At 32.6% G+C, this 25,130-nt stretch carries 43 protein-coding genes; 38 read left to right on the top strand and 5 right to left on the bottom strand.

The window, feature by feature from the left end; genetic code table 11:
* Window positions 1-142: 142 nt before the first annotated feature.
* Window positions 143-352: a hypothetical protein gene (locus tag AC50YO_RS10105; RefSeq protein WP_494846700.1), complete on the bottom strand. Its 210-nt coding sequence runs from the start codon at window positions 350-352 to the stop codon at window positions 143-145.
* Window positions 353-476: 124 nt separating this feature from the next.
* Here AC50YO_RS10105 and AC50YO_RS10110 point away from each other — a divergent pair, with 124 nt between their 5' ends.
* The 23 genes from AC50YO_RS10110 (at window position 477) to AC50YO_RS10220 (ending at window position 10,698) form a co-directional block, all read left to right on the top strand.
* Complete coding sequence (locus tag AC50YO_RS10110; protein ID WP_494846701.1) at window positions 477-695, top strand: hypothetical protein; 219 nt, start codon at window positions 477-479, stop codon at window positions 693-695.
* Window positions 696-771: 76 nt separating this feature from the next.
* Window positions 772-981: a hypothetical protein gene (locus AC50YO_RS10115; RefSeq protein ID WP_494846702.1), complete on the top strand. Its 210-nt coding sequence runs from the start codon at window positions 772-774 to the stop codon at window positions 979-981.
* Between the two features lie 133 nt (window positions 982-1,114).
* On the top strand, window positions 1,115-2,014 hold the full coding sequence (locus AC50YO_RS10120; protein WP_494846703.1) for a hypothetical protein: 900 nt from the start codon (window positions 1,115-1,117) through the stop codon (window positions 2,012-2,014).
* 44 nt (window positions 2,015-2,058) lie between these two features.
* Entirely contained in the window at window positions 2,059-2,400 is a 342-nt protein-coding gene (locus tag AC50YO_RS10125; RefSeq protein ID WP_494846704.1) for a hypothetical protein, read from the top strand.
* 314 nt (window positions 2,401-2,714) lie between these two features.
* Entirely contained in the window at window positions 2,715-2,972 is a 258-nt protein-coding gene (locus tag AC50YO_RS10130; RefSeq protein WP_494846705.1) for a hypothetical protein, read from the top strand.
* Window positions 2,973-2,999: 27 nt separating this feature from the next.
* Window positions 3,000-3,386: a hypothetical protein gene (locus AC50YO_RS10135; protein ID WP_494846706.1), complete on the top strand. Its 387-nt coding sequence runs from the start codon at window positions 3,000-3,002 to the stop codon at window positions 3,384-3,386.
* Window positions 3,387-3,430: 44 nt separating this feature from the next.
* Entirely contained in the window at window positions 3,431-4,045 is a 615-nt protein-coding gene (locus tag AC50YO_RS10140; RefSeq protein WP_494846707.1) for a hypothetical protein, read from the top strand.
* A 27-nt stretch (window positions 4,046-4,072) separates the two neighbouring features.
* Window positions 4,073-4,579, top strand: coding sequence for a hypothetical protein (locus AC50YO_RS10145; protein WP_494846708.1), 507 nt, complete (start codon window positions 4,073-4,075; stop codon window positions 4,577-4,579).
* Window positions 4,580-4,614: 35 nt separating this feature from the next.
* Window positions 4,615-4,812 (top strand): hypothetical protein, encoded by a 198-nt coding sequence (locus tag AC50YO_RS10150; protein WP_494846709.1) that lies wholly within the window; start codon window positions 4,615-4,617, stop codon window positions 4,810-4,812.
* A 37-nt stretch (window positions 4,813-4,849) separates the two neighbouring features.
* A complete protein-coding gene (locus AC50YO_RS10155) occupies window positions 4,850-5,146 on the top strand; it encodes a hypothetical protein (protein WP_494846710.1) in 297 nt (98 codons plus the stop codon).
* Between the two features lie 15 nt (window positions 5,147-5,161).
* Complete coding sequence (locus AC50YO_RS10160; RefSeq protein ID WP_494846711.1) at window positions 5,162-5,368, top strand: hypothetical protein; 207 nt, start codon at window positions 5,162-5,164, stop codon at window positions 5,366-5,368.
* Complete coding sequence (locus tag AC50YO_RS10165; protein WP_494846712.1) at window positions 5,356-5,604, top strand: hypothetical protein; 249 nt, start codon at window positions 5,356-5,358, stop codon at window positions 5,602-5,604. The genes AC50YO_RS10160 and AC50YO_RS10165 overlap by 13 nt, the downstream gene beginning before the upstream one ends.
* Window positions 5,605-5,625: 21 nt before the next feature.
* Window positions 5,626-5,811, top strand: coding sequence for a hypothetical protein (locus AC50YO_RS10170; protein ID WP_494846713.1), 186 nt, complete (start codon window positions 5,626-5,628; stop codon window positions 5,809-5,811).
* A gap of 126 nt (window positions 5,812-5,937) precedes the next feature.
* Complete coding sequence (locus tag AC50YO_RS10175) at window positions 5,938-6,210, top strand: hypothetical protein (RefSeq protein WP_494846714.1); 273 nt, start codon at window positions 5,938-5,940, stop codon at window positions 6,208-6,210.
* A complete protein-coding gene (locus tag AC50YO_RS10180; protein WP_494846715.1) occupies window positions 6,200-6,586 on the top strand; it encodes a hypothetical protein in 387 nt (128 codons plus the stop codon). The genes AC50YO_RS10175 and AC50YO_RS10180 overlap by 11 nt, the downstream gene beginning before the upstream one ends.
* 98 nt (window positions 6,587-6,684) lie before the next feature.
* The gene (locus AC50YO_RS10185; protein ID WP_494846716.1) at window positions 6,685-7,113 is read left to right on the top strand and encodes a GIY-YIG nuclease family protein; all 429 of its coding nucleotides are present in this window, start codon (window positions 6,685-6,687) and stop codon (window positions 7,111-7,113) included.
* Between the two features lie 366 nt (window positions 7,114-7,479).
* Entirely contained in the window at window positions 7,480-7,809 is a 330-nt protein-coding gene (locus tag AC50YO_RS10190; RefSeq protein WP_494846717.1) for a hypothetical protein, read from the top strand.
* A gap of 34 nt (window positions 7,810-7,843) precedes the next feature.
* Entirely contained in the window at window positions 7,844-8,221 is a 378-nt protein-coding gene (locus tag AC50YO_RS10195; protein ID WP_494846718.1) for a hypothetical protein, read from the top strand.
* Window positions 8,222-8,395: 174 nt separating this feature from the next.
* On the top strand, window positions 8,396-8,719 hold the full coding sequence (locus tag AC50YO_RS10200) for a ParB N-terminal domain-containing protein (protein WP_494846719.1): 324 nt from the start codon (window positions 8,396-8,398) through the stop codon (window positions 8,717-8,719).
* A 33-nt stretch (window positions 8,720-8,752) separates the two neighbouring features.
* A complete protein-coding gene (locus AC50YO_RS10205) occupies window positions 8,753-9,130 on the top strand; it encodes a hypothetical protein (RefSeq protein ID WP_494846720.1) in 378 nt (125 codons plus the stop codon).
* Between the two features lie 52 nt (window positions 9,131-9,182).
* Complete coding sequence (locus AC50YO_RS10210; protein WP_494846721.1) at window positions 9,183-9,722, top strand: hypothetical protein; 540 nt, start codon at window positions 9,183-9,185, stop codon at window positions 9,720-9,722.
* 27 nt (window positions 9,723-9,749) lie between these two features.
* Window positions 9,750-10,361, top strand: coding sequence for a DUF8453 domain-containing protein (locus AC50YO_RS10215; protein ID WP_494846722.1), 612 nt, complete (start codon window positions 9,750-9,752; stop codon window positions 10,359-10,361).
* Window positions 10,362-10,389: 28 nt separating this feature from the next.
* The gene (locus tag AC50YO_RS10220) at window positions 10,390-10,698 is read left to right on the top strand and encodes a hypothetical protein (protein WP_494846723.1); all 309 of its coding nucleotides are present in this window, start codon (window positions 10,390-10,392) and stop codon (window positions 10,696-10,698) included.
* Window positions 10,699-10,732: 34 nt separating this feature from the next.
* On the opposite strand, the gene AC50YO_RS10225 is transcribed toward AC50YO_RS10220, so the two are convergent.
* Window positions 10,733-11,494: an endonuclease domain-containing protein gene (locus tag AC50YO_RS10225; protein ID WP_494846724.1), complete on the bottom strand. Its 762-nt coding sequence runs from the start codon at window positions 11,492-11,494 to the stop codon at window positions 10,733-10,735.
* Window positions 11,495-12,163: 669 nt separating this feature from the next.
* Here AC50YO_RS10225 and AC50YO_RS10230 point away from each other — a divergent pair.
* The 7 genes from AC50YO_RS10230 to AC50YO_RS10260 all read left to right on the top strand — a co-directional run bounded on the left by AC50YO_RS10230 (window position 12,164) and on the right by AC50YO_RS10260 (window position 19,888).
* Entirely contained in the window at window positions 12,164-13,513 is a 1,350-nt protein-coding gene (locus AC50YO_RS10230) for a DNA sulfur modification protein DndB (RefSeq protein WP_494846725.1), read from the top strand.
* A gap of 23 nt (window positions 13,514-13,536) precedes the next feature.
* Window positions 13,537-14,508, top strand: a complete 972-nt coding sequence (locus AC50YO_RS10235) for a phage lytic cycle repressor MrpR family protein (protein WP_494846726.1) — start codon at window positions 13,537-13,539, stop codon at window positions 14,506-14,508.
* Between the two features lie 99 nt (window positions 14,509-14,607).
* Complete coding sequence (locus AC50YO_RS10240; protein ID WP_494846727.1) at window positions 14,608-14,838, top strand: hypothetical protein; 231 nt, start codon at window positions 14,608-14,610, stop codon at window positions 14,836-14,838.
* Between the two features lie 1,212 nt (window positions 14,839-16,050).
* Window positions 16,051-16,533, top strand: coding sequence for a LytTR family transcriptional regulator DNA-binding domain-containing protein (locus tag AC50YO_RS10245; RefSeq protein ID WP_494846728.1), 483 nt, complete (start codon window positions 16,051-16,053; stop codon window positions 16,531-16,533).
* Window positions 16,534-19,198: 2,665 nt separating this feature from the next.
* Window positions 19,199-19,516 carry a hypothetical protein gene (locus tag AC50YO_RS10250; protein WP_494846729.1) on the top strand — a complete coding sequence of 106 codons (318 nt, stop codon included), beginning with the start codon at window positions 19,199-19,201 and terminating at the stop codon, window positions 19,514-19,516.
* The gene (locus AC50YO_RS10255) at window positions 19,500-19,649 is read left to right on the top strand and encodes a hypothetical protein (RefSeq protein WP_494846730.1); all 150 of its coding nucleotides are present in this window, start codon (window positions 19,500-19,502) and stop codon (window positions 19,647-19,649) included. Before AC50YO_RS10250 ends, AC50YO_RS10255 begins: the two co-directional genes overlap by 17 nt.
* 47 nt (window positions 19,650-19,696) lie before the next feature.
* On the top strand, window positions 19,697-19,888 hold the full coding sequence (locus AC50YO_RS10260) for a hypothetical protein (RefSeq protein ID WP_494846731.1): 192 nt from the start codon (window positions 19,697-19,699) through the stop codon (window positions 19,886-19,888).
* A 458-nt stretch (window positions 19,889-20,346) separates the two neighbouring features.
* On the opposite strand, the gene AC50YO_RS10265 is transcribed toward AC50YO_RS10260, so the two are convergent.
* Window positions 20,347-20,820, bottom strand: coding sequence for a PLAT/LH2 domain-containing protein (locus AC50YO_RS10265; protein WP_494846732.1), 474 nt, complete (start codon window positions 20,818-20,820; stop codon window positions 20,347-20,349).
* A gap of 79 nt (window positions 20,821-20,899) precedes the next feature.
* A complete protein-coding gene (locus tag AC50YO_RS10270; RefSeq protein WP_494846733.1) occupies window positions 20,900-21,373 on the bottom strand; it encodes a PLAT/LH2 domain-containing protein in 474 nt (157 codons plus the stop codon).
* Window positions 21,374-21,559: 186 nt separating this feature from the next.
* On the opposite strand from AC50YO_RS10270, the gene AC50YO_RS10275 reads away from it, so the two are divergent.
* The 7 genes from AC50YO_RS10275 to AC50YO_RS10305 all read left to right on the top strand — a co-directional run bounded on the left by AC50YO_RS10275 (window position 21,560) and on the right by AC50YO_RS10305 (window position 24,136).
* Window positions 21,560-21,727 (top strand): hypothetical protein, encoded by a 168-nt coding sequence (locus tag AC50YO_RS10275; protein ID WP_494846734.1) that lies wholly within the window; start codon window positions 21,560-21,562, stop codon window positions 21,725-21,727.
* Between the two features lie 43 nt (window positions 21,728-21,770).
* On the top strand, window positions 21,771-21,932 hold the full coding sequence (locus tag AC50YO_RS10280; RefSeq protein ID WP_494846735.1) for a hypothetical protein: 162 nt from the start codon (window positions 21,771-21,773) through the stop codon (window positions 21,930-21,932).
* Between the two features lie 37 nt (window positions 21,933-21,969).
* Entirely contained in the window at window positions 21,970-22,278 is a 309-nt protein-coding gene (locus AC50YO_RS10285; protein ID WP_494846736.1) for a hypothetical protein, read from the top strand.
* Window positions 22,279-22,406: 128 nt separating this feature from the next.
* Window positions 22,407-23,114, top strand: coding sequence for a hypothetical protein (locus AC50YO_RS10290; protein ID WP_494846737.1), 708 nt, complete (start codon window positions 22,407-22,409; stop codon window positions 23,112-23,114).
* Window positions 23,115-23,215: 101 nt separating this feature from the next.
* Window positions 23,216-23,431, top strand: a complete 216-nt coding sequence (locus AC50YO_RS10295; protein WP_494846738.1) for a hypothetical protein — start codon at window positions 23,216-23,218, stop codon at window positions 23,429-23,431.
* 36 nt (window positions 23,432-23,467) lie between these two features.
* A complete protein-coding gene (locus AC50YO_RS10300) occupies window positions 23,468-23,791 on the top strand; it encodes a hypothetical protein (protein ID WP_494846739.1) in 324 nt (107 codons plus the stop codon).
* 42 nt (window positions 23,792-23,833) lie between these two features.
* Entirely contained in the window at window positions 23,834-24,136 is a 303-nt protein-coding gene (locus AC50YO_RS10305) for a hypothetical protein (protein WP_494846740.1), read from the top strand.
* Window positions 24,137-24,144: 8 nt separating this feature from the next.
* Here the strand turns inward: AC50YO_RS10305 and AC50YO_RS10310 are convergent, their stop codons facing one another.
* A complete protein-coding gene (locus AC50YO_RS10310; protein ID WP_494846741.1) occupies window positions 24,145-24,636 on the bottom strand; it encodes a hypothetical protein in 492 nt (163 codons plus the stop codon).
* 84 nt (window positions 24,637-24,720) lie between these two features.
* On the opposite strand from AC50YO_RS10310, the gene AC50YO_RS10315 reads away from it, so the two are divergent.
* Window positions 24,721-25,023: a hypothetical protein gene (locus AC50YO_RS10315; RefSeq protein WP_494846742.1), complete on the top strand. Its 303-nt coding sequence runs from the start codon at window positions 24,721-24,723 to the stop codon at window positions 25,021-25,023.
* The last annotated feature ends 107 nt before the right edge of the window (window positions 25,024-25,130 follow it).

A 25,130-nucleotide genomic window follows, 5' to 3' on the forward strand; every position in this document is an offset into this window, starting at 1 on the left:
TAACATTTAATATTACAATGAGATGAGGCAAAATACTCAATTCGCATACACATTGAAATCCGCATTTAATTAGGTCTCATTTTACTAACTGATGAAAAATAAAAAGACCTGTCGGAGTCATCACTCTAACAGGTCGGGAGATTTATTTTACCCAATCAAAAATGCAAGTATCAGCCAAAAGATAGTGTATCTTGTCTTTTCTATCGTGCAAGTCAGCTTCCATCCTAATGATTGATTCTTCGTTGAAAATAGCTTCAGCATATTCATTGGCTGCTTCCTGAGAAGTAGCCTTAACCCTGAAATTCAGGGGCAGTATTAGTGTTCCTTGCACGGTAAACATCTGACTTGTCATCTGATTATCATCTCCCAATGATGTTTGAATGTTGTGTAAATAATAAAAGAATGAAGCGTTAATCTTCATTGACTTTACATATGTAAACTGGTAATATGAGGATATAACATTGGAGGTAATTAATATGAGCGAAACACAAAAATACGATAGGTCGCACTACAGGAAACTAAGGAGGGAGAAAGAGATTCCTTTAAGTGGAGCACTCTCAGATTATGTGCAGGTAAGTTATGCTCATCTGTCGCAGTGGGAGAAGAAAGACAATCACCCGATGGCTGAAGAAAAGATAGAACGCTACATTGCCTTTATTACTGCCTATCCAGATGCTCCACCAGAGAGAACCTAAACGCCAATAATAGACATTAAAAACCTAATTTCATGCACTATTTACTCATTATGTGAAGAAGGGAGTAAGTGAAATATTGAAGAAAAATCAACGCATTGCAATCGAATGGTTAACTAATTCAGACCTTAATTTCCTTGATAATGTCCATGAGTTAGAAAGCGGCTTTGACGAAAGCGAAACTATTCCTGAGGAAGTGAGGGAAGCATTTGAGGAGCTTTCGTATATAGAGAAACTTGAAGTAGTAAAGAAGTCAGTCACTAATATTCTGAAAAAGACTGCTTCATAATATAACGAAGCACTGCACAGTATAAAGGCTTATTTAAAGTCTGATTTTATACATATGGAGGTAGATTAATATTACTCGGATAATTATTAAGTCTACAGGGCTATTTTCAGATGTTGAAATGCATGAAAGTCTTATGAAAATACTTGATGAAAGCTTGATCTTTTTCAGTGAATCTTTAAATCTAGTTTCTCTTAAAGATTTGGTTATCACGGGTGATTTTTTTAGTGATATATCAGAGTATCAAAAGTTGCATGGGTTGCGTGAAATAGGTGCAACTAATACTGAAAATGAGAAAGCGATTGCAAAAGTTATGCTTCATCACTCCAACAATGAAATCCAACAATCTGTTTTTATGACAGATGAGATTGCTAAACTATTACTTACTGATAAATGGAAATTTTCTTATCATATTCTGCACCACGAATTAGCACATGTACATGAGAATTTTTATTCAGATCAGATATTTAGCGAAGAAGGTAGAAGTGGTGATATATTTGACTCATTGACTCATAAACTTAATCTGCACGCAGAAATTATATGGAGCGAATATTGTGTGGAGCGACTTTCTTTTTCTACGAATAACGTTGAAAATATATCCACAACATATGATCATCTAATTCTGCTATTAGAGAGAACAAAAACAGAGATCGAAACCGACATTAAAAAATATAGAGGTCATAAGAATATTAATTATTTACTCAGAGAGGTAGAAGAAAAAACTTCTTTGATGTTGAAGATTTGTGGAACTCTACTCGGCACTCTTCATGAGATGCGGAATAATGCTGATGCTTCGAGTCCAAATGTGCTTTCTTTTTTTGAGAGTCAAATAGTTGATAAATTCGATTATTTCTCTGGTTGTTGGAAGTTAATGGGACCATCTTTAGATGCCATGTATATTAAATATCCTAAATGGAATGATGTCCATGAGTTTAAAGAGTTGGGTAATGCTGTTCTTAAATGTTGGAATGATCTAGGTTTGTACCCAGAGGTTAGACCTGAGGGATTGTATATAGGGGTGCCTACGAGAGAATGAGAAGAAATGAAACACGGATTTCATAAAGAGAGGATGTTATTAGAATGAACACAGAAATTAGGGATTACAATGAACTTGAAAAGAAATTTAATCATGCACTTTACTTGCTAAATCAATGCGATGAGAATTTCAAGCGATTATATGAAAAGCTTGAATTAATTTTTAAAGATCAATATGTTCATGACAAAGAAAACTTATTCAAAGAAACACATAGTGCAACAATAAAACTTCTAACTGGTGATCAAAGCACACCAGATTTCATTCAACAGGCATGGTTGGCAGGGCAATTCAAGAGAGTAGAAGATGCGGCTGAAATTCACAAAGAGATAATGAATTTGGCTGAAAATGTAAAACCTTTTACATCTTATAAAGATCCAACAATCTGATAAAAAACTGATTTCATCTCAAAGAGAAGAGATGTTGATATGATTAAAATACCCTGTGTATTTCCGCCACAAGATAACAAAAGAATGGGTGTCGCGTTTTCTTCTATCATGAAGCAGCAGAGAACGAAGACTTTGTAAAAGTATATGAGTTTGAAGAAGATTAATAGTCGATATCTATTTTGCACAGATAGAAAATTATCACTGTGAGTAAGGACATGTGTGAACAAAAGTTTGGCGCATTATATTTGCAAGAGGCATTTAGTCAGTTCTAATCAAATGGAAATCATTATTCTGACTTATAGGAGGTAAGACAAATGCAACAACTGCTTACTAAAGAAATTGTTGACGATTTTAATAAGCTACTTGAGCAAGAAGATAGCATCCTGCGAGTCGCATTCGAGGGATCTTGTGGCTATGTAAAGTTTACGCCTGACAGATTTAATGATAATACTTGCACTCCTCATGTCAGTGATGAATTCTACTCAACGCTCAATATCTTTCTAAAGGAATATCATGATTTGGGAGAAGTGAGTTTTAACAATACTCATAACACATTTTGGATAATTGGATAAAACGGAGATTTCAAAAGGAGTGAAGGTATGATTTTGATCCGTGGGAAAGCAAGGAAATCCGTGTACTTTAAGATGCTATACAATGATGCGTACAAACCTTTGATGATTATCTATGGAAAAGAAAGACCTCAGAACTTAATGATGATCGACGGGTGCTTGATATACTCTAGGTCGGAAAAAAGCTATGGCGATTTATTTGAACTTGAGTCTGATCTTAATAAGTTGATGGCTAATGTATTAAATTCTGATGTGACTTCTGGAAAAGGGAATATCTTTATTTATGGAAACTTTGATCCTTCCGAGATTGAAGTTCTTGAAAAATTTTCACTGAATTTAACTGAATTTTATTCGTTCGCTTTTACAGTGCAAGACAATGAAGTCCCAGATAGACAAATTGTCTTGCAAGAAAAATAGTTGAAAGATTGGTTTCATATGAGTGATAAAAGAGGTTGGAGAAAATGGTTCAAGTTGATTTATTGCAAAAATGTGCTCAAATAGCTTCACCAATAATCACAGCCATCACATTAATATTTGTTATTATTAATGTGAATCGGACACAAAGAAAGAGTATGCGTAATGATGAAGAGAAGTTTAGGAGAGATTTAAATCTTAAAGCATCTGATGAAATGATTGCGGCAATCACTTCTTTAAACAGAAAAATGGGACACTATTTTAATCAAAAGGATATAAGTATGAATATTGAAGATGAACTAGCGCTAAATAGATTTTTAGTGCATGTTGCTGAAAGTATGGAAATTGTTGAAGATGCAACCTTGGAATTACAAAAAGTTTATAACCAAAGAAAAATTATTATGATCAAATATGATAAAAATATGGAGTCAATTTTAAATGAAGGCTTTAGTATTTCAGATAATCTAAGGAAACTAAAAAACAAGTGTACAACTGATATTGATACTCCTATAGCTGTACATGAGGATATTAGTGTGTTTAGCATATCGGAGATCGAAAATCGAATTATCCATTTAAATCTAAGTGTTTTTGAAAAACTAGAAGATTTGCAAAAGAAAATACAAAATGACTTCATAGGCAAGCTATATAATAAAAGGATATGAAATACTAGATTCATGAGGAGGAACCCTTTGAACATTTCACAGCAATTAGTAATACATATTGATTGGGATGGTCCTTACTCTTTAGATCAATTAACGGAACTTATGGACAGTAAAACAGAAAAAGGAATCTATCAAGTATACGGGACTCATCCTGTTTATGGAAATGATGTTCTTTTGTATATTGGAAAGACAGGGAGTCAAACATTCGGGAAAAGATTACTTCAAGAGAAGTGGGATAACACTAATAACTACGGGGATATAAAATTCTATGTTGGAAGACTCGCTGGCAGCAATACACCATCAAATGAAATTTGGATGCAAGAAATAGATCTCGCTGAAAGACTGCTAATTTATGCACACAAACCAGCGTTTAATTCTATGAGTCTTCAAACAGTTCCACATCAAGATCTATTTAATGTTCATATACTTAACTGGGGATTGTTTAAGCAGTTAATGCCAGAAGTATCAGGCTTAAGATGGACAAACATACTCGATACCATGCCAAATTATCAAGTCTATGGTGAGCACGAATAGACCATAAAAGAGTTGTTTCAAAGGGAGGATTTCCAATGAACTTTGATAAAAATTCGATTGACGATATTAACAACGCACCAATTTATGATTCTGAAACAAGAAAAGTATATTGCCCCAAATGTGGAGAGTTAGCGATGAAGAAGAAATTACTTTATAGATGCTCTGACGGTAATTGTGGTTGGAGAGAATATATGAGAAATAAAGAGACTGGTGAAAAAGTGTACGGAGATTAAATAAGCAAAGAGCTGTCGCTGTGAAGGAGGTAGTATATTGCGAAAAAAGTCATCTAAATGGAAAGAGAATTATATCAAGAAGGAAAAGGATGCAAGAAATAAAAACCCTGACCTTAAGAAATTGAAATATACGTGTACATATGGACATATCAGAATCGAAGCGAAGAAACTGCCAGAATCAGAACTGGCATGTCCCGCATGTGGTCTTGCTGGTAGACTGAATAGTAAGTTCAGATTTATAGGGGGGTTTAACATCAGCAGCCATCAATATAAGACATCTAAATTTAATACAGGATCAAATAAAGTCGATTCTACGAAAAATAAACCAAAATAAGAGGAGTAATATGAATTGATCATTAAAGACTTTGCTACAAATGAATTTATCAAAATAACTAATGTGTCAAGAATTAATCAAGGCAATATGCTTTGGGAAAATGGCGATATTGTTCAAATAAAAGAAATTGATATACATGAGAATAGACTTGATGTTTGGAGTAAGGATAAATATTTGACTATAATTTGTTTAAGGAAAGGGGTGTTTATATGGAAAAATTAATGGATTTTCTAGAAACTCAAGGGTTTCATTACTCTGAAGCTGGTGTTGATGTAATACGGGTAACAACAGGTGAAGTATCTTTTGTTGCATACCGCATGGTAAAAGATGATGTGAAAATTGATGTGGGTAGTTCTTACGTATGCTTATATTTGCCCAATGAAGAGGAATCTCTGTTATTTAATGTAGCCGAAAAAGAAAAGATATGGTCTACTATACTTTCAGTTAATAAAACCTGAATTTCAATGGGGGAAAATTAAATGAAGACAGATGAAATTGAGGATTGGGATTTAGACAGATTTTTCATCTACGATAAAGTTCGAACAGCCTATAAGAAGATTGGACACTATATATCTTTAGAAGATGCAGAAGAACTTGCTTCATTTCTTGCCTTGGAACATTGGATGAGATCTGATAAAACATACACAATCATGGTAAAAATTTAGGAAAATTTCACGGATGATTACAGATACATATTTGAAATTACTAAGGAACATGCAGTTTCAATGAACATTATTGAAGAATCGTGACAATATTGATAAAAAAATACCACACAATAAGGAGACGCTGCTATGTTTATGATTGATTTGAAGCAACAAGATGAATCAACTATTAAATATAATTTAACTAAAGATGGCTTGAATCTTAGAAAAGTCGTGATTAAGATTGGTTCGACTTATATGGTAGATCCAATTAATAAAAACAAACTTAAGCATAGAGGACGAGAGTGTCTCATACTAGGATTTGAGATAGTTCAGGGCAGGTCCTCGCAAAAAGCTAGAGTTAAATTTAATGATACTGGCAGAAGCGGGAAAGTTGATTTGGATGATTTGAATGAAATTTAGGAGGGGTGTTTATGGATTTATAAAAGCTTCAGTCATGTTTCTAGTCAGTATGGTGATGAGCGACTTGAGTAATTATATCGAGGGTGCAGATGACTATTTAACTCCACACTCACGTAGTGATATAGAATCTTGGATGGAGTATGTAGTTGTTGATGACGTGACCTCAGCAGAAATGGACGAAGTTATGAATGAAGTTCATGAGAGATTAGGGGATATGCGAGTCTGGAGTGGCGATCCAGAAGAACAAGAGGAATACGTAAATAAAATTCGTGATTACTTTACTTCTAAATATGGACTAAAGCCTCATGTCGAAGAATTCTCAAAACTTGTTGAGGATTATTATATAAAAGAAGTTAAAGCGGAATTTTCCTTTTGATCAATTAAGAAATTAAGAAGTTTGCCAATGAAAACTGACTTTCATTCTATAAGATAGCGGTGAGTTATTTGTTTGAAAATCAACTTGATCCATTAGTCATGGCTGATGATGTTATTCCATTTTCAAAAGGTATATATGCATGGACATCTAAAGATACATTAGAGATTGTGTATATCGGAAAAGCAACAAATAAAAATGGTCTTAGAGGTCGAATAATAAGACAACATCTTAATCCCAAATACTTGGAAGCAAGAGAAAGTAAATTTAGTAAGTTTGATAGTTATCAAACCTTAATCAATCCTTTGCTTATAAACAGTAAGGTATTAATTGATAAAAGTACATTTCGTAAGAAAGTAGCTCGAATGTACCAATTAGCTGCTGGCGATCAAAGTGTTGATTTTATTAAGAGTAATTATTACTTATCATTTTTAGACTTACAAGATGATAATAATGCTACAATTTCCCTAAAGGAGATAGAATTGATTCAGAAGCATAAGCCGTTATTCAATACAGCTTCTAATAAATAATAGCAAATGAGTGTTCACTTTTAATAATTAAGATGTATGGTCAATTTCAGAAGCTATATATAGGTGAGGAATGATTATATGACAGAAGATTTAAACACATTAACATGCATGGTTCTAAAAGCTTGCAGGATAAGATCAGGTATGTCACAAGTTAAGCTTGCTTTTGAGTTGAACTATACGCAGAGAGAATAACGATCAAACACTTATGGTTGATGTTATGAAAGAATGGCTTACCGTAACTAATTCCAAAGATGCATTCGAACCTATAATGTATGGTGGAGAAAAATTAAATAGCTTTATTGACGAATTAAGAGCTGGCGGCTATTTACGGTAAATTTTCATTTTGATATTTGGAGTGGAGATGAAATGTCAGATTTATTGGGAGTGAATATAAAAATGAGGGAAGTTCCTGTGTTTTCTGGACACATACACATGGGAAGATATCGAGTGAATATTGATATAAATAGCTTCGATACTACTTTTGCTACAGATGGAGCAAGTTTCACCAAGCATTATTACATTCCTAATAATACCGAGGTTGAACTTTACTCTACTGGTGAGTATGGCAAATATATGATCAGGTTTGATGAGCCGCTAGTGGCTCTAAATGAAGACGCAGCACCATTCAATTCAAAATTGTATAGAAAGTTTATCGAAAAAGAAGAATTGGTCAGTTTAGACTTTATCATGAAGTAGCTATAAAAGATCCATTTCAAAGGAGTGCACAGAAATGATGAATATATCTGAAGAAGAATTTTATAGTGTTGTTTTTCCTGATTTTCTAAAGAAACATGGAGTTCCCATACTCACCGAAGACTATAAGGGGAAAACTGTTAGTTATATATATGACGACTTTATTGTTTTCACTGATAATACCTGTATACATAAATTCGAGGGGACATTTTATTTTGACATGGATGATATTCATCCATTCTCATATTTAGAACTTTGGAGCGAGAAGTACCCCAATGCACTAATAGAGTTTAAATACATTAGCAATTGGGCTAGGAAGCAAGATGTTGTTGAATTGATTAATCAATTGCCTAATGATGCAGATGTGAATAGCCTTTATAAACATATTGTAGATAATTACATGGGGATGAAATAACGGCATTTTTATGATGATTATTGTTTCAAGATTTGCAAAAGTTATTCTACTAATAAAAGGCGATTTGTTAACAAAAGTGTGAAAACATATGTAAGAGAATCACACCATTTTTATGAGCAAAATCATTGACTGGATTAATTAACTGATGAATGAGACAATTTGAGAGGTTACTGTATGAATAATAAGATATATACTTTCGAGGAAATTAAAAACTTTTATAAAGCAATACCGCACCCTCAATTTGCGTTTAATCACGATATGCAAGACTGGCATTTCTTACTCCGTGAATTCAATATAAATCGACTAAGCGGTAAAGAATTAAGCTATACAGAGAAGTTGGTAGATGCAATCGAGAGTGCCACAGAACTACCTCCTATCATCTTAGGAAATAGATATAGCAATGGCTATGAAGTCAGAGATGGATTACATCGCTTATGCGCCTATAAACATTTAAATGTACAAACCTTTAAAGCATTTGTGAAAGCTCACATAAATTAATGGTTTCAAGGGGTGTTGGTCATCAAAGAGCAGATGAGACTAATTGCGGTTAAGGTGAGAGAAGTTATTGAGAGTACTGACTCTTCGTGCTTTCCTGAAGAGTGCCAGTTTCATCATTCTTTCCCTGATGGTGCTTGTGCAGATTCAAGTATGATACTTGGTAAGATTTTATTGGATGGATTCGATATTAATTGTGACTATGTTTGTGGTGTATTCGTCGAGGGAAATAAACAAACAACTCATGTGTGGCTTGAATACAATGGGTATAAGATTGACATTACAGCAGATCAATTTGATTTTGAAGACAAAGTTTTAGTTGAAGAACATCACACCTTGTATGATGAATATAAAGTGAGCAGCAGAAGAAAAATTTCTGATTGTTTTTTTGACGAATTACAAAGTAGTTATTAATTGATTAAAGACAAAATTTAGTTGAAAAGATGAATTTTTCAGGAGGTTTATTGTGTCCTTGGGATTTAGATATGTCAGCGATATTGACGATTATTTAAAAGAGAACGTAAGAAAAATAAGTTGCAAAGAATTTGCAAAGCTCTATTTCGATTTTAGCTCAGCTATTGAATTATTAGGTGGTAGTACTAGCAATATTAAGGGCTTGACTGAGTTCTTGTTCTTTAGAGCCTTTTACCACTTAAATAAAAATACTATTGAACGAGATAATTTAACAATCGAGAGAAAAGTTGTAGGAGTTAATCGACAGCCTGATTTAGTGGTTTACAATAATTTGAGAAATCCTATCTTGTCTGTAGAAGTAAAATCAAATTACTACAATATTGATCAGGATTTCGGGAGACATGAAGAAGTAGTGCTTGAACACCCCAATATTGTGACTTGTACCGTTGCATTTGAGGTTAAAAGTAAAGCCATTAAGAAAAAGATAGATCAATATAAAAGTAATGGGGGTTTTTATCAATGTCTAATTTTAAATGAGAGTGAAGGAAAGCTATTTTCAGAACTAGATAAGGTGAAATTGATACAACGGTGAAATGATGAATTAATGGGGGATAATACGATGAATCAATGGGCGGCTGATAATGCAGCACTAATTGCGATGATTAATGCATTTGGAATGATACTACTTACGTTTGTTTATGTGATTTTCACAGTACTGATTCAAAGAGCAAATAAAAGAGTTGTTGAACAAAATGAGATTATTAGAAAAGAGAACAATAGCCCAAATGTTATTGTTTATTTTGATATGACAATATTTAATGTACTCGATCTGAGAGTTAAGAATACTGGAAGGAGTGCTGCGATAAATATAAAAGCAACAATCGAGGCTGTAAATGAAATTGTTAATGTCAAATATTTGGATCGATTTTCCTTGCTTAAAGGAATAGCCTTTCTTGCACCTGATCAATCAATCAAAACAATGGTCGGATCATTAGTCAATCTAAAAAATACTGATGACGAATACCCGATGTATAAGGTCAATGTATCCTATTCAGATATCGTAGGTGAAAAATACTTATCTTCCTATATCATTGACGCCAATATGTACAAAGGGAACTTACAAATAACAGATAAGACAATTCACGATCTAACAAAAGAAGTTGCTAGAATCAATGATTCTATTGAGAATTTGAATAAATTCATTCAACATAATATGAGTAACAAGGAATGAAATGACGATTTTGAAGGAGAGATCGAATATGAAAGTTTGTTTAGTTGTAAAGGTGCTTAACCAATTTAATGAAACAGTTAATGCGTATACAAGATATGTTGATCTACCATTTCTTCCGTCAATTGGAATGAAGTTCAAACAAGGTAATAGTACATGGTTATGGGAAACTGATGCGGGAGAGTTAGATCCAGAAGTCAAATCAGTTGTTTACAATTTTGATGAGGAAACAGCGTTTTGTTTGTTTGAGATTAATCAACATCTCAAATCCAATTTTTGGACTGAGATTGTAAAAACACATTCAAGCATTGAATTAAGTCAATTTGAAACTCGTGAGTAATATTATCAGATAGGATAGCCAATAGAAAAATATCCTATCTGATCTTAGATTTTAGATACTGCAAAAGTTTATTATTGTTTGGCAAAACAAGAATAGAGCACATATTTCTATTGTGGATCATCTTTTTTATAGATCTTATTTTGAATAAATCCGAATCAATATTGATTAATGACTCATTTATTATAATGAATCCATTTGCATTGCTAGATTTTATGATTTGCCAAATCGTTTTTTTATCTGAGATTGAAAGTTCTCTCAATTTTGCTAACATTAACTCATCGCTTAAGGAAAGATGTTCATTAGGAAGTTTGTTAGTGCTAGACTCTTGGCCGCTTAAAGCAACATTAGATAGAGAAGAAGCAAGATTTGTTGGAAAATCTCGATAAGGCATTTCATTCTTATTTTTTATTTCAAATTGAAATTTGTTAGTTTCGTGATATGTGTTACTGCATTGGAGCAAGTTATCTAATTCAGTGATGCGATCTCGTATTTCCTTAACGCAACATTCGGCAGATTTAAAAATTTGAAAGTTTGTAAATCTTAAAACGTCATGATAGCCGTTTTGAATTGACCATAAATCTCTCACTGCATCATTTGCTTTGATATGGTCAAAAGTATGATCTTCACCATCACATTCAACTATAATTCTTGCGAACTTCCCATAGATAACAAAGTCAAATCTGTAATTTTCATTTAATCGAGTAGTAATTGTCTTTTGAGCTTCAAAAGAGACATCGGCTTCTATTAATTTATCAAACAACAATATTTCATACATGGAATCAAAAACAATGTCCATAGATTAGTACCTCAATCCTATGTTTGAAATTCAGATTTCCTATTACAATCTTATCATAACGGCTAACATAACGGTAGAACATAAAACAATTGTGATTAGTGTTTAGCATTGCAATATATCATAAACAGATAAAATATTGCGATACTATTACTTTATTTTATGTTACTATAACTTCATAATCTTAGTGGAGGTGCTATAAATTAACGTAAAGGGATATCTTGAAACGATTGGAAAGAGCGCATTTATTGAGGACTTTAGTGTATACAAAAGCAATTTAAATAACAATCAGAAAATAGACATTTTATTATATAAGTATGACTATGCAGGTGCTAAAATGAGGGTTGAGTTCAGTGGAAAGCTGTTTGAATCATCGGAATATGTAACAGAGGCATTAAATATTATTCAGTCAGCCCCAAGAATAGATCTCGTTTATAAGAAGCTGGCATTGAAATATCAAAAGTCACTATAAAATTAGGTCTTGAAATTCATCTTTTATCGACATGAAACTACAGTTTTCTCAAGATGTCCTTACCAGATATACATATTTCACACGATTATTTCGAGTGCAGTATGTATATTTTTTTGATTATATGATAAACTATTTAGTGGGAATGTTTTTGCTTTATCGGGACATAAGTGTAAATAAATATATAATTAGGAGTTGTTATGATGAGTGATGCTTTAACAGAAAAAGAGATGGATCTTTACGAAGTCTTGGCTGAAGTATTTGCTGAAATAAGTAAGAGCAAAGAACAACAAAGAGAGATTGATGAATACTTAGCATCTAATCATAAAATTACTCTAGGAACCTTTGACATACTATTAAACAATATCGAAAAACTCCAGTACTTTTCACAAGATGAAGTAATCGCAATAATCAATGCAATTCATGAAGTAACAAAAGATGAAAGAGTAAAGCCTAGTTTGTTTTATTCAAGCAAAGACATTAATAAAGCTTTAAAGTATAAACACAAGAACGAGACAATTGAATTGCCTTATACGATTGAAGGTGTGCTTAGAGCATCTGACACTGAATTCAATACAATAATTAGCTTCAAAGAGCTGGCTAAACTATGGAATAGCGGAATATTGAAGTATAATCCAGACACGCAGCGTCCAGCTAAGAAAAAACTGATGGCAAAAGGTAATATAAAGAAAACGCCAACTGTTATTAATAAAAGTGTTAAAAACATTACTAGACTTTTACTAGAAGGTAAGTTTGTAAGGACGCAACTTATTTTTAATATGTTAGCTGATGGCAATGATAATTACGAATATGAAGATGGAGATTTAACGATAGGCGAAGGTACTGAAGTAGATTTAATTGATGGTATGCATAGATTAATGGGTACTATTGCAGCATTAGAAATTAATCCAGATCTTGAAGGTTCATTTGATGTTTCTATTAGAAATCGTCGTTTAAACGATGCAAGATTTGAATTAGGCATTATCAATCATGTTAACAGGTTCGATAAGAACCTAGTGAAGTTCAATACAGATGACTCATACGGCGGTCTAGTTGTTAAAGATTTGATTCAAATTACTGAGTTGAGAGATAGAGTAGAGACAGATAAGACTACTGTTAGTAAAGCATTGAATATGATTACTAATTACTCAATCCTTGCCGAATCAGTCAATGCAACATTTAACCCAGAAAACACTAAGGAACAGTACCAGATTACTGACTTCTTGAAAAAATTCTATGGTGTGTTAATTTCTTCATACCCTGAAGATTTTAAAACTGATATGAAGAAAAGAAGAGCAGCAAGTTGGTTTAATCACCACAATATGCATGTAGGTTTTATTGTATTGGCTAAGTTCATTTTTGATAAATACAATGGATCTTTAGATTTCCCAGTTAGTCTGATTTCAGATTCAATTGAGAAGATTGATTTTGCAAAAGGTACTGGAAATGATCTTGATAAGATCATGATCGAACAAGGAAATCGCAACTCTAATCAAAGTAAAGAGTTGATCAGAAAATACTTTAAAGAAGCTTTGAATAGTTCATTTGAATAAATTTACGTGAGGAGTCATGGAAAATGTCTAATACGGTTCATGAAGACAAACTATACGACGAAAATCGTAAATTAGAATACTTGGATACAAAAAAGAAAGGTACGAGAGATATTAACTTGAGAATTTTTAAGGTTTCTCAACCACTAGAAGAGCAATTGGGTAAGGATCTTGCGGAATTTAACCGAGATGAGCTATATAATTTGTTCTATCTATTTCGTCCAGCAACAAAAGCTTCGAGCGTTGGTAACATTGCGTATGTATCAAAATACATTGAATGGTGTATTGACAATGACTATAAAAGAGGTTTGAACCCTTTGGATCTAGTAGATACAGAGTGGAAACAGCAATTTGCAAGCGACATCCTAAAGCGTTTCTGGACTGATAAAGAACTAGACAAGATAATTGATAGCAGGGAGAATGCACAGGATGCAATTATAATTGAATTGCTGAGATCTGGCGTAAGAGGGTCAGGGAACAGTGAAATACTCAACCTAAACAGAAAGTCTATAGATGCTTTAAATAATCAGCTGCATCTTGAAGATGACAACGGATCGAAGAGAACAATTACAGTAAGTGATAAGTGTATGAAGTTATGTCAACAAGCATTAAGTGAAACTGAATACAGCAAGATGAATGGCAATGCTAGTCCTGATATAAAATCTCCTATGGCTCAACTCATAGACAATGAATTTTTATTGAGAAATGCTAATACGAGAACAGTTCATAAGTACGAAGCTGAAAAGAGCATCATTCATAGAAGACTAGGGAAGATAGCTGATGAGCTGAATGAACCTAACTTCACTCCAATTAACTTAAGTCGTTCTGGTATGTTAATAATGGCTAAAGATCGGTATTTAGCTAATGAGGGCAATTTGACTGATGAAGACATCATAGAAATTGCGATCCAGTTCGGTGAGTCAGGCAGTTCAATTTATCGTTTGAAAAATGACTTCTTGAACATTGCAACTATGAAAGAAACTTATAAACTATCCTAATTATTTAGGGTAGTTTTTCTTTTTAAAGATAAAATATAAATATATTTACTATACTTTGTTCCTCGTGGTATATTTATCGTATCGAAAGAGGGTTGGATAATGTTTCTAAAGAAATTGGCTTTACTTAGTGGTGAATGGATTTGGAGTAATTTAGATGAAGAAACAAGAACGAGAGCAATGAATGAAAAAAATGATTTAGTATCAATACAAAATAAGATGAAACTCATTTTTCTTTGGTTGAGTTTAATAATTACTTTCATTTTAACGTCATGGGCTTTTAATATATGGGCAGAGGTTGGATACTCTCTTGTTTCGTTTTTTTATAATTAGATGGTGTAACGGAGGTCATCATTTTAGTGTTGACATCTGTTATATTGTTACAGCGTCAGTTATACTTGGAGTAGTTCCTTTATCATACATAGTTTCATATTTCCCGACTATTATACTGATTATAGCACTAGGGTTTAATTTAAAGGCTGCGCCTTTCTATCTATATGAAAATCAACAGAACTATTTATTCAAGAAATGTGTATCAGTAGTTTTATGCATATTTTCATACTATCTCAATGAAATATTCCTTACGATGTGGTTTGTTCTAGGATTCGATTTAATTAACACTCGAAGGCGGTAGAGCAGAATGCTAAACAAGCTTATAGATTTTTCGGGATATATGTTCTTCAGTTCTTTGGAGTATTTAGCAATATTTCTATTTATTTTTTCGATTTTCAATCAATACCCTAGATACTATATTAAAGAAATAATCTTCTCTTCACTCATTGTTACTCTTATGACTTACGTTCTAATTATCACAAAAGTTTATAGTGTGATTCCCACGCCAATTTTGACAGTATTAGTGATGTGGTTGATGATACATTTGTCTATTAAACAAAACAAATTGTATACATTTGTTATTACCACAATTGGATTTATAATATGTGGTTTTTTACAGACATTAATAATTTTCTTGTTTATGAAGACTGGTTTTATTGATGGAACAAATCTTCAAGATTCATTCACATCAAAAACATATTACATACAAACTCTTACTGCCGTCATTATAGTCTGCGTTTCCCTCTATATAAATCATACTAGAAGTGGTTTTGCTTTTACCTTCAGGAATGGCAATCACAGAAAATTCACAATAATTTCTGTGGTTTTACTTATGGCAATTGGTTTTTTATTTTTTGCAAGCAACTTATTCGTTAACTCGCTATATCTGCTTATTATGTTTTTTACGCTAATGTTAATAGCAACCGTAGTTCTGGTCAGTCTTTCTTATAAGAGGGATAATTACGAATATAAGAGAGTGAAGGAGGTGAATAAATCTGACTAAGAATCTCATTGCAGCAAGTATCTTTAAAGTAACACTTTTACTATCGACTGTTGTTCCTCTAAAATTTCTATGGTTCTACGATCCGAAGAAATAGTTTATACATCAGAGAACGCACTAATAATATTATTAGTGCGTTCATGAAATATAAATTTTTACATACTTTAAAATTCAATTATGAGGTGATTATAAAATGATGTTTTTTTCAAAAAATGAAACAAAGTTTAAAAGAAAAGGTGTTAATGCAGCATCAGTATGCTGAAATAGGAAAGATTGTAATATCAAAATTGGAAGACAGTCAGTTCGTTGTTATTCCACTTGGTGTAAACAAGGTGGAAATTGTCTCTATAGAAATGATACTTTATATCTTCCAGCCTAAAAAGCAAACTGCCTCTATTCATATGACAGATGGAAGAGAATATCTGTATGCAGTTACAACTGATGAACTATGGAGGCATTTAGAAAGTCATTTTAACTTTATGAGGCTTGATACAGGAGTGTTAGTTAACATGAACCTAATCCAGTACTATGATTCTGATCTTCATAGAATTTACTTCTCAAGGGAACACTCTATTCCTATTTCAGGTATTGCTATTAAGAATATTGTAAAAGATGTAATTGGAAAAGAGAAAGATATACGGTTCAATAAAGAATTAATATCTAATCATGGTATTATAGTTTTTGGGTCAGAATAATACCGTAATATTGCGGTCTTTTTCAATTATAACATAAAATATCATTTTCGACACAGTAATACTAGTTTCTATATAGAATTCGCTATAATTCGACATGACTACACATAGTGTGTGTTGTGTAAATACATAATATTTTTGGGATTTATTGATTTAAATAATGTTCAACTTCCATTATTATAGAGATAGAAGTAACGCACACTATATATTAATACGGAGGTATACTTAATGAAAAACAGTGATCATTTATTAGAAAGTTGGGAGATTAATGTTGCAGATTTTTTTGAATGGATAGTTGTTATTTGTAGAATTGAGAAGTCATCAAATACTTACTCAATACTTAAAACAAATATTTTCAGTGTGAGCGAGATTGAAAATTTCATATTTTTTTAATGGAAATATAGACAATATCAAAGAAGCTACTATTAATTATCTGGAATGGAAAGAAAGAAATATTTAGACTTAGTATTAAAGGCTTCTCTGTTTAATTTGAGAAGCCCTATAAAGTAAGTGTTTCAATAGCTGGGTAGTGTATTTAACTCTTCAAATAACTCAATAATTATATGAGATAAAAATCGTCTTAGCTAGATTTCTAACATATTCGATTAAGTAATAAATTAAATATAAAAAAATATATCGACTTTTAAACTGACTAAATGTTAAATTGTTCACATCGAAGTGAGGTGGGTAGGCATTGAGTAGAATTGTTATTGATGAAAGTGGCTAGGAGATAAAAGATAGATGGTCATATAAAAAACTAATAAGTGTTAAATTAACAAATTCGAAGGCAACAATCTATAAAGCAGCCTGATCATCAAAAGCTAATAAAACATACATTTCATCGTAAATTCACATCGAAAAATGTAAATGTTTTCAACGGTTTTAAAAATCGCCTATTTTGGATTCTTAGCTCAATTGGTTAGCAGCAACCGTCTCATAAGCGGTAGGTTGTGGGATCATGCCCCACACGAAACTGAGTGATGACTTAGAAACGAAACATTGAGAGGATGTGATGTACCATAGATAATGGTCGAGATCCACCTTTCTACACCTCAACTCATAAAAACGAATTATACATTAAATAATAAAAAATGAGGGAGTAGATATTAATAATGAGTAATTTGCAGCCTACATACGGAAATTTTGTTTTGCGAGGGATTGTTGGTGGAACACAGTCCGATAAATTTTTCAGCGAAGGAAAGACGAACGGAAATGATTAGAGACGTTTGAATTTCTCTGTAAAGGTAAATCATAATGCTTCAGTTTATGTTGAAATGATGGGTGCTAAAATTGAAACAGTTAAACTAGTCGATAGTACTGATAAGAAAAATAAAAAAGAGTATATAGTTAAATGGGCAGATCGTTATAAAGAGCGCAAAGAAAAGCTGAGATCTTCATGGCTTCAAAAGTAGGCTTAATCAAGGATGAGGGTGGGAAAAAATAAAGTAATCTCCATGACTCAATTTGATGCAGCTAAATACATAAGAGATCATTTAGCAAGTTAGAGATGTATGGCGCAAGTATGATACAAAACGACACAGAGTTAACTAGAGAGTAGATGAATGAGTGGTATGAGCGTTGTGGTGAACTGATTGATGAAACTGAACTACACTTCAAGAATGTCATTGATGAATTGAAAAAATTAAGGCAACAGACTGTGCAGTATATAAAGAAAATAAATTGAATCATCAACTACAAATACAAGCCTCTATAGAGGCTTGTATGATTTAAAATATATAATAATTGTATCTATGAATGTCTTCAATACCGCTCTTGAGTCTGAAATTATTTTTCTGAAAATTTGTCCAAGAACATTAGCTCATGGCTTGGATTCAGTGCAATTACACAATCTTCAGTAAGTTCCTGCTCTTTGATAAAGTAGTGTAACTCCTTGTAATCTACTGGATGTACAACGCCAATATCATGCACAACACGATTTCTCATTTGGATGTACCTTTGTAGGTTACTCCATTCGGTACAATTTAGAAGATTATCAAGTGAAATATGACGGTTTATAGCGGACACAACTTTTTCAATTGTATTGCCAGTGAGATTCCCATTCTTAAGACTTAACAAATCTTTAATTGACTCTGACCTAATATCAGTATGGATATTCGTGAAAGTCTTTTCTAGGTTGGTTATACATGAAATCAATAAAGATGACCGTAGTAAGTTTGGGTAGTCTACAGATAGCTCTTTTAAGCTGTCTGAGTGGTGTTCCCAATATTGATCAAGGTCTTAAACTTCTATGTCCTTGGATTCTTCAGTTAAGTAATTAATATAATCAATTTTTTTTGAATTAATTGTATGTTCCATTTCCTCAGAATACGCTTTGAGAGTATCGAACTGTATTTGAGCTAATGAATACAAGACTCTATTTTTCAACAAAGAAATCGCTCCAGTCTTTTGTGTTGTTTAGCTAATAGTATCATATTGTGACAATAATTAATTGAAAATGTACTTGAATTTGGAATCGCATTGGACGCAATCGTTTTGTGTAGTGGGAATTTTAATCCTATAAACCCAAAGAATTATGTAACTTGGTATCATTACGTTTGTGCAATGCCATTGATTGCTCTGTGCTTTGCATGCATGTGGCTTTACTTTAAGATTACTGATAGGAAATGAGACGCTGAAATCGTTCATACATTATGAAAGGAGCTTGGAAATGAAAAAATATAGAGTCCATACTGATATAGACATTTCATTTGAATATGATACATATGAACAAGCAGAAACCCAATATGAGTTATGGAAAGATAGTAAGATGTCTGAGGGTGTTTTTGCTGAAGAATCTTATGTTGAGATAGTTGAGAGTGAGAATGATTTTGAGGACTACATAGTTATTAAAAAGGTAGTTACTGTGATTGATAATGATCGAACGGAACTTCGAACACCAAGAGAAGAAGGATACGATTGGGATTATTGGGCAAAGTGGATTGATATGAACATCGAAGAGGAGAAATCAAATGAAAATTATATGTAAAGATAATTACGATAGAGAACATGCTGCCGATAAACTTGTTGCAGAGAATGTACGTGAGTATTACGGAAACTTTATTGTTGATGCATTAAATCGAAAATACGGTGAGAATATTCTTCTCATTTTTTTTGTTTAGTTGAAGACGATTATAAATTATGGCGTGGAATGGAGAAACTTGTTTAGATGATCAGCAGAAATGACAAAGGAAAGATTGTAATCAATCGTCTGGACTTGGGGTGTGCCATGGATAAATTTTTTATAATGGCACACCCAAAAACAAAAGAAGAAGCAGAATGGCTGTATGAGAGTTTAATGGAATTGTTGGAGCAGTCTTATGAAGATACTATAAATGAGTTTTGTGATGAGGTACGGTAGATGAAATCAGGATTTTAAGTGCTGTTGAACCATATTGCGAAATTGAAGGGGAATAGATGAATTGGATGAAGTTCAAAGATTTATATTAAACAACCAACATCAATTCGGATACATCATGTAAGAAGCAAGCAGACAATGGGTATCAAAAGATCCTGTTGGAGCTTTTACGGTTGGAGAATGTAACTTATTTATTCAGAAGTATGGTCAGTATTACGAATTACTTGAGAAAGTTGAAAAATACAGTAAAGCATTGAGCAAAATTAATGATTACATCCCAAGACGTACATAATCTCAAATCTATTGCCGATAAAGCCTTGAATTAAGGCAATAGTACTACGAAAAGATTATGGGAAATGGAAATGAAATTTGTCTTTCATTACTCTATAAAATTTAATCTTAACTAAAAGAAAACTATCCTAAAAGTAATTTTAGGATAGTTAAATATCTCGCTCTGCGGACTAAGATATATATTGTATTGTGTTTACGAAATTGGAGCCGATCCACACATTAGGAGTGAATAATCCAACAAGGGTATTATTGAGCGTGATTTTTATTGATGCAAGTTTCCAATCAGAATTATCCAAAACTCCACCGTAACTTCCATCATGATAAATAGTAACGCCTGTAATTAGTCCAAGATCTGCATTTGTGGTGACTGTATAAGTATCAAGTGCATTTCTTTCAAAATCATTGTAGCTAGACTTGTCTAACAATTGTTCAGTGCTTGAACCATTTACACCAGTTAACTTAATAGATATATTGGCATCCGTGCCCGCATATTGAACATCTGCTGTTTTAATGGTAACACTATAATAATAAGTTGTAGTAGCCAATTGATTCGAGTTCTGAATACTCTCTGAGGCGAAGGCAGTTGTTCCAGTCATAGCAAAAGCAATAGCTAACCCAGCAAAGATTTTTGATAATTTTCTCACATTCCAACACTCCCTAAGTCAAATTTTTTGGTGCGATTTCATTATAATGAAAATTTGTTTATCGTAAAAAAACTATGAATTAACTAACAGTTGTTTGCGTGAAATTTCCATTTGACCCTATCCAACGACCTGGGAAGAATGATTTAATAGAGTTATTATTCAGATATACTGTAATAGCGGCAAGATTCCATGCTGAGTCATCAATTACTCCGCCACTGGTTCCATCATGAATAATACTAATGCTATTAATAGTACCTAGAAATAAAGTGGTATTAATGTAATAAGAATCAGTATCATTTCGTTCGAAGTCATTGTAATTCGGTTTATCTAATAGATAAAATGAGGTTGATCCATTTGACCCATTTAATCTTATAGAAATATTGGCATCAGTTCCTGCAAATGGGTAGTCACCTGTAGTTATTTTAATTTCGTAAGTGAACAATGAGGCAATAGATTGATGTGTGTTTTGAATGCTCTCGGAAGCAAACGCACTTGAACTTGTTAACATTAAAGCGATTACTAGTCCAAAAACAATTTTAGAGAATTTCTTCAAATACAACACTCCTTTGACTTGGGATTTATGATGCAATTGGATTTTATCATATATGTATAAATATGTAAACAAATATAATACGTGGAAATTGTCGAACAATGGAATATTACTCGAAGATATAACTGTGACATTGAAGGGATTTAAAAGTGAATGAAACTGGAAATTCAATAGGAAAGGGGGTGAAATATGAGGCAATTTTTGCTTGAACAATGGACTTGTACTTGTGGTTTTGAATTTTACACAAAAGGATATCCAGAAGATCTAATCGTGTGTCCTTCTTGTGAAGCATCCGATGGTTTAGGAGATGGTCAAACAGTAAAAGCGGAAAGATGGAATGGAGAAGAACTGAAGTGAATAAAATGGAAATTTGATTAGGTGAAACAAGGAGATGAACTATGTGAATGTACTAATCGCAAGAACTGTATTTGGCGGGAAAGATTTGTATTGCGGAGTACCAAATCTTAAGGGAGCAACAATCACTAAAGTGGATGAGAGTAAAACAGACGATGATTACTGCACTGAACTAACTCTAAATATGAATAATCAAACAAGAAATTGAATAGTCAAGAATTAATTAAGAATGGAGCTAGTTGAAAATGGGTGTTGATTGGTATTCTTGTAAAAATTGTGATGAAACATTTCACGATGCTGGACATTACGGACACTGTTCAAACTGTGAGGATATGTATTGTGGTAAATGCTATGACAAATTCTCTAAGAAATATGGAGAGATTGATGAAGAATATGAGCGGTATAGTTGGTACGGTGATTCGCTCAAAGAATGTGATTGGTGCAATGGTACAAAAGTCGATACTGGTGATTTATTAAGCTTTGCATTGAAAAAGTTAGGATTAACTTCGGCAAAACTGAAAAAGGAATATGTTAAAGAGAAATATGGGAAATAAAATGAAGATTTAATGGGCTCTAATTATAATCAATATCTCTAAAATCTATTTCCGTATTTCCCCAATATCCAAAATAGTTTATAATTCTAGAGATTATATAGAATATGATTTTTGGGGGAGCAATAACATTGAATAAGAAAATAGTTTATGGCGCAATAGCACTTTTAGTTATCATTGGCACAGCTTTAGGAAGAAATGTTTCAGATGAGACTGTTCAACAACCTTTATCGTCAAAAGAAGAAACATCAATTCCTACTAGTGAGGAGCCTCCAAAAGCAATTGTTCCAGTAGAAGGGATTAAAGAAGTTAAAGAAGTAATAGCGACTGACTTTAGTTTGTATGAACGTGTAGGAAATGAGCCACCCAAACTTGGTGATCTCAAAGCAGATTATTTAAAACATTTTGGAGAGGAGTATAAAAAATCTTCTGATGTCTATAACTATGAAAACTATGCATTTACATTTCATCCTAATAGGAAAGGCAAAGTATTTGAAGTGAGGATAGATAATGATGTAGATAATAGAAGTAATTTCAAAGAAGGCTTAAGCAAAGATGAGGCAGTAGCCATTGCTCAAACATATCTGCCAGTTGATTCTGTTCTTGTTGGTGAAGCTACACATGGCAAATCAAGACTTTCAAGTGATGAAAATGAAAAGAGATTACTTATGCTCTATAAGAGTGAAAGCATAAAATCGATATCGGATGGACTTAGGTATATGGAAGTCGGTCAATCACGAGAAGGTAAAATTAAAATAACTATTATTTATAATAAATTAAAGGTGAAAGATGTCTGGGTATCAGTTGAAGATTGGAACGATGATTTGCTAGAAGAATAGTTTGAAAGTATATCTCTCTAATAGTAGTTATTATTGAGATATTAATTTATAAATAAAATAGGGGATTTTATACTATAAAATACAGGCTTCAAGGGGGGGATATGCTAAAACGTAATGAGTGGCAGCTACATATCAATGAGCATAATGATGTTGAAGAATTTCTAGATGATAGTGGAGCAATGGGAACGCTGTGTAAATTGTATGATCAAGGTGTTAGTCTGAAAATGATCAAAGCAGGAATAAAGGAAATTGAAAATGATCGGTGTACTACATACCAAGATGATATAAGTGCGCTTGAGTGTAGAGAATATTACTGAATGAAAGACGGATTTTAAAGGAGGGATACTATAAAAGTGAGTATTCAAATATATGTAGATGATAAGAAAGAGATCGGTGCAAAAATTTTAGAATTTATTGATACTGGAAATGAAGAATTTCTGATCTCAAAGAGAAATAATGGTAGATGGGACATAACAGCAGACTATAAAAAGTATTGGTCGTGGCTTCTTACTCCAACTGAAGTCGAACAACTTAGAAGTGAAAACAGTAGAATCAGAGAGCAAGCATTGAGAATCAAAGCAGCTTATGACAACTATGTCAAAAACGAAAACGATTCAAATGTAGCTACTGAACATTTTCATCAAATCAATCTTCATGTCAACAAACTCTTGCTGTAGTAAATAGGGCATGAAAGAGAACTTTTATGAGGGAGATGTTAAATGTCAAAAGTGAAATATTTAGATATCAAAGAATTCAGAGAAAAGGGTTATTTTATGGAAGCTAATCGTCAGTTTTTTCATCCATTAGGTTTGGCACTGGAGATTAAATTTGACGGTGATGGGAACGAATATCTTAGTGGTGTATGGGACTACAGAGAAGATTCTGAAGGTATACTATATGATGAAAACTTAGTTAGATCTGAGAAAGTAAAAGAGAAGAAGGAATTCGTTGAAAAGCAATTTTATGAAAAGGCTGAATTTAGACGTAAGAAATATGGGTTTGAAATTCAGCCTTTGGATTAATAACTTTATTATAAATTTTCAAACTTTATCTCCATACCATATATAAAAGCTTTTTCTTGGATGAATACTGGGCTAGTAGAATAGAGTGTCTTGTCAGCACTAAGTATGATATCACCAGCAGCAGTCATCCTATGGATATAAAGCTTAGTACCACCATCAATTACATATGATATTGTAGAGTTTTTAAACGATGTTGGACTTTTTGGTAGTAAAGAAATTAAAAACAAGAATAAAGAAGTTCCTATGTAGGTTATGATTGCAAATTTTAAATCTTGACTAGTGATATAAGCTATTAAATATATCGGAATGGGAAATATTAAACTGTATGTTGCAGTTTTTGAAACTAAAATGATTATCCTTTGTTGCTCTGTAATCAAAATGTTTTCTATTGTATCAGATTTTATTAATCCTATAAATCTGAATAAATACGTTAAAGCTAATATTAATGATGTTGCGCCTACTATTGATCCGACTTTAATAAAAATATCAGCCACTTGCATTGGAAACTACCTCCAAATCTAGAATGATTCCTATTTTAATAGTTAATCATCTAAAATACAAGTGAGAAAGGAGGTGAAGAGGAATTGGATCTTGATACAAAGTTACGTACAGAAAGTCAAACTAAGAAGATCCTAGAAGTATTGAGGTCATCTGGAGATAACGGAGTCACCAATGCTAGACTTTCAAATATTGCCTTAAGGTACAATGCAAGACTTCAGGAATTGTATCAACAAGGCTACATAATTAATAAACAAGAATCACCCAACGGAATAACAAAATACTGGCTTATATCTGAGCCTGAGATTCCTAAAGGAAAAGCGAAAGATGCGTTAAGTTTACTTATAACTGATATTAACAATACATATAACGGAGTTGTAAAAAAGTGAAGATCTAACTAGGCTGCTTGATGAAAATAACTTTACTGTTAGAAGAAAAATAGGGAGCTTTAATAAATATAGAGGTGATCATTATAATAATCAATAATTTTGACAAA

The sequence above is a fragment of the Paenibacillus sp. J22P59 genome (assembly GCF_059383895.1).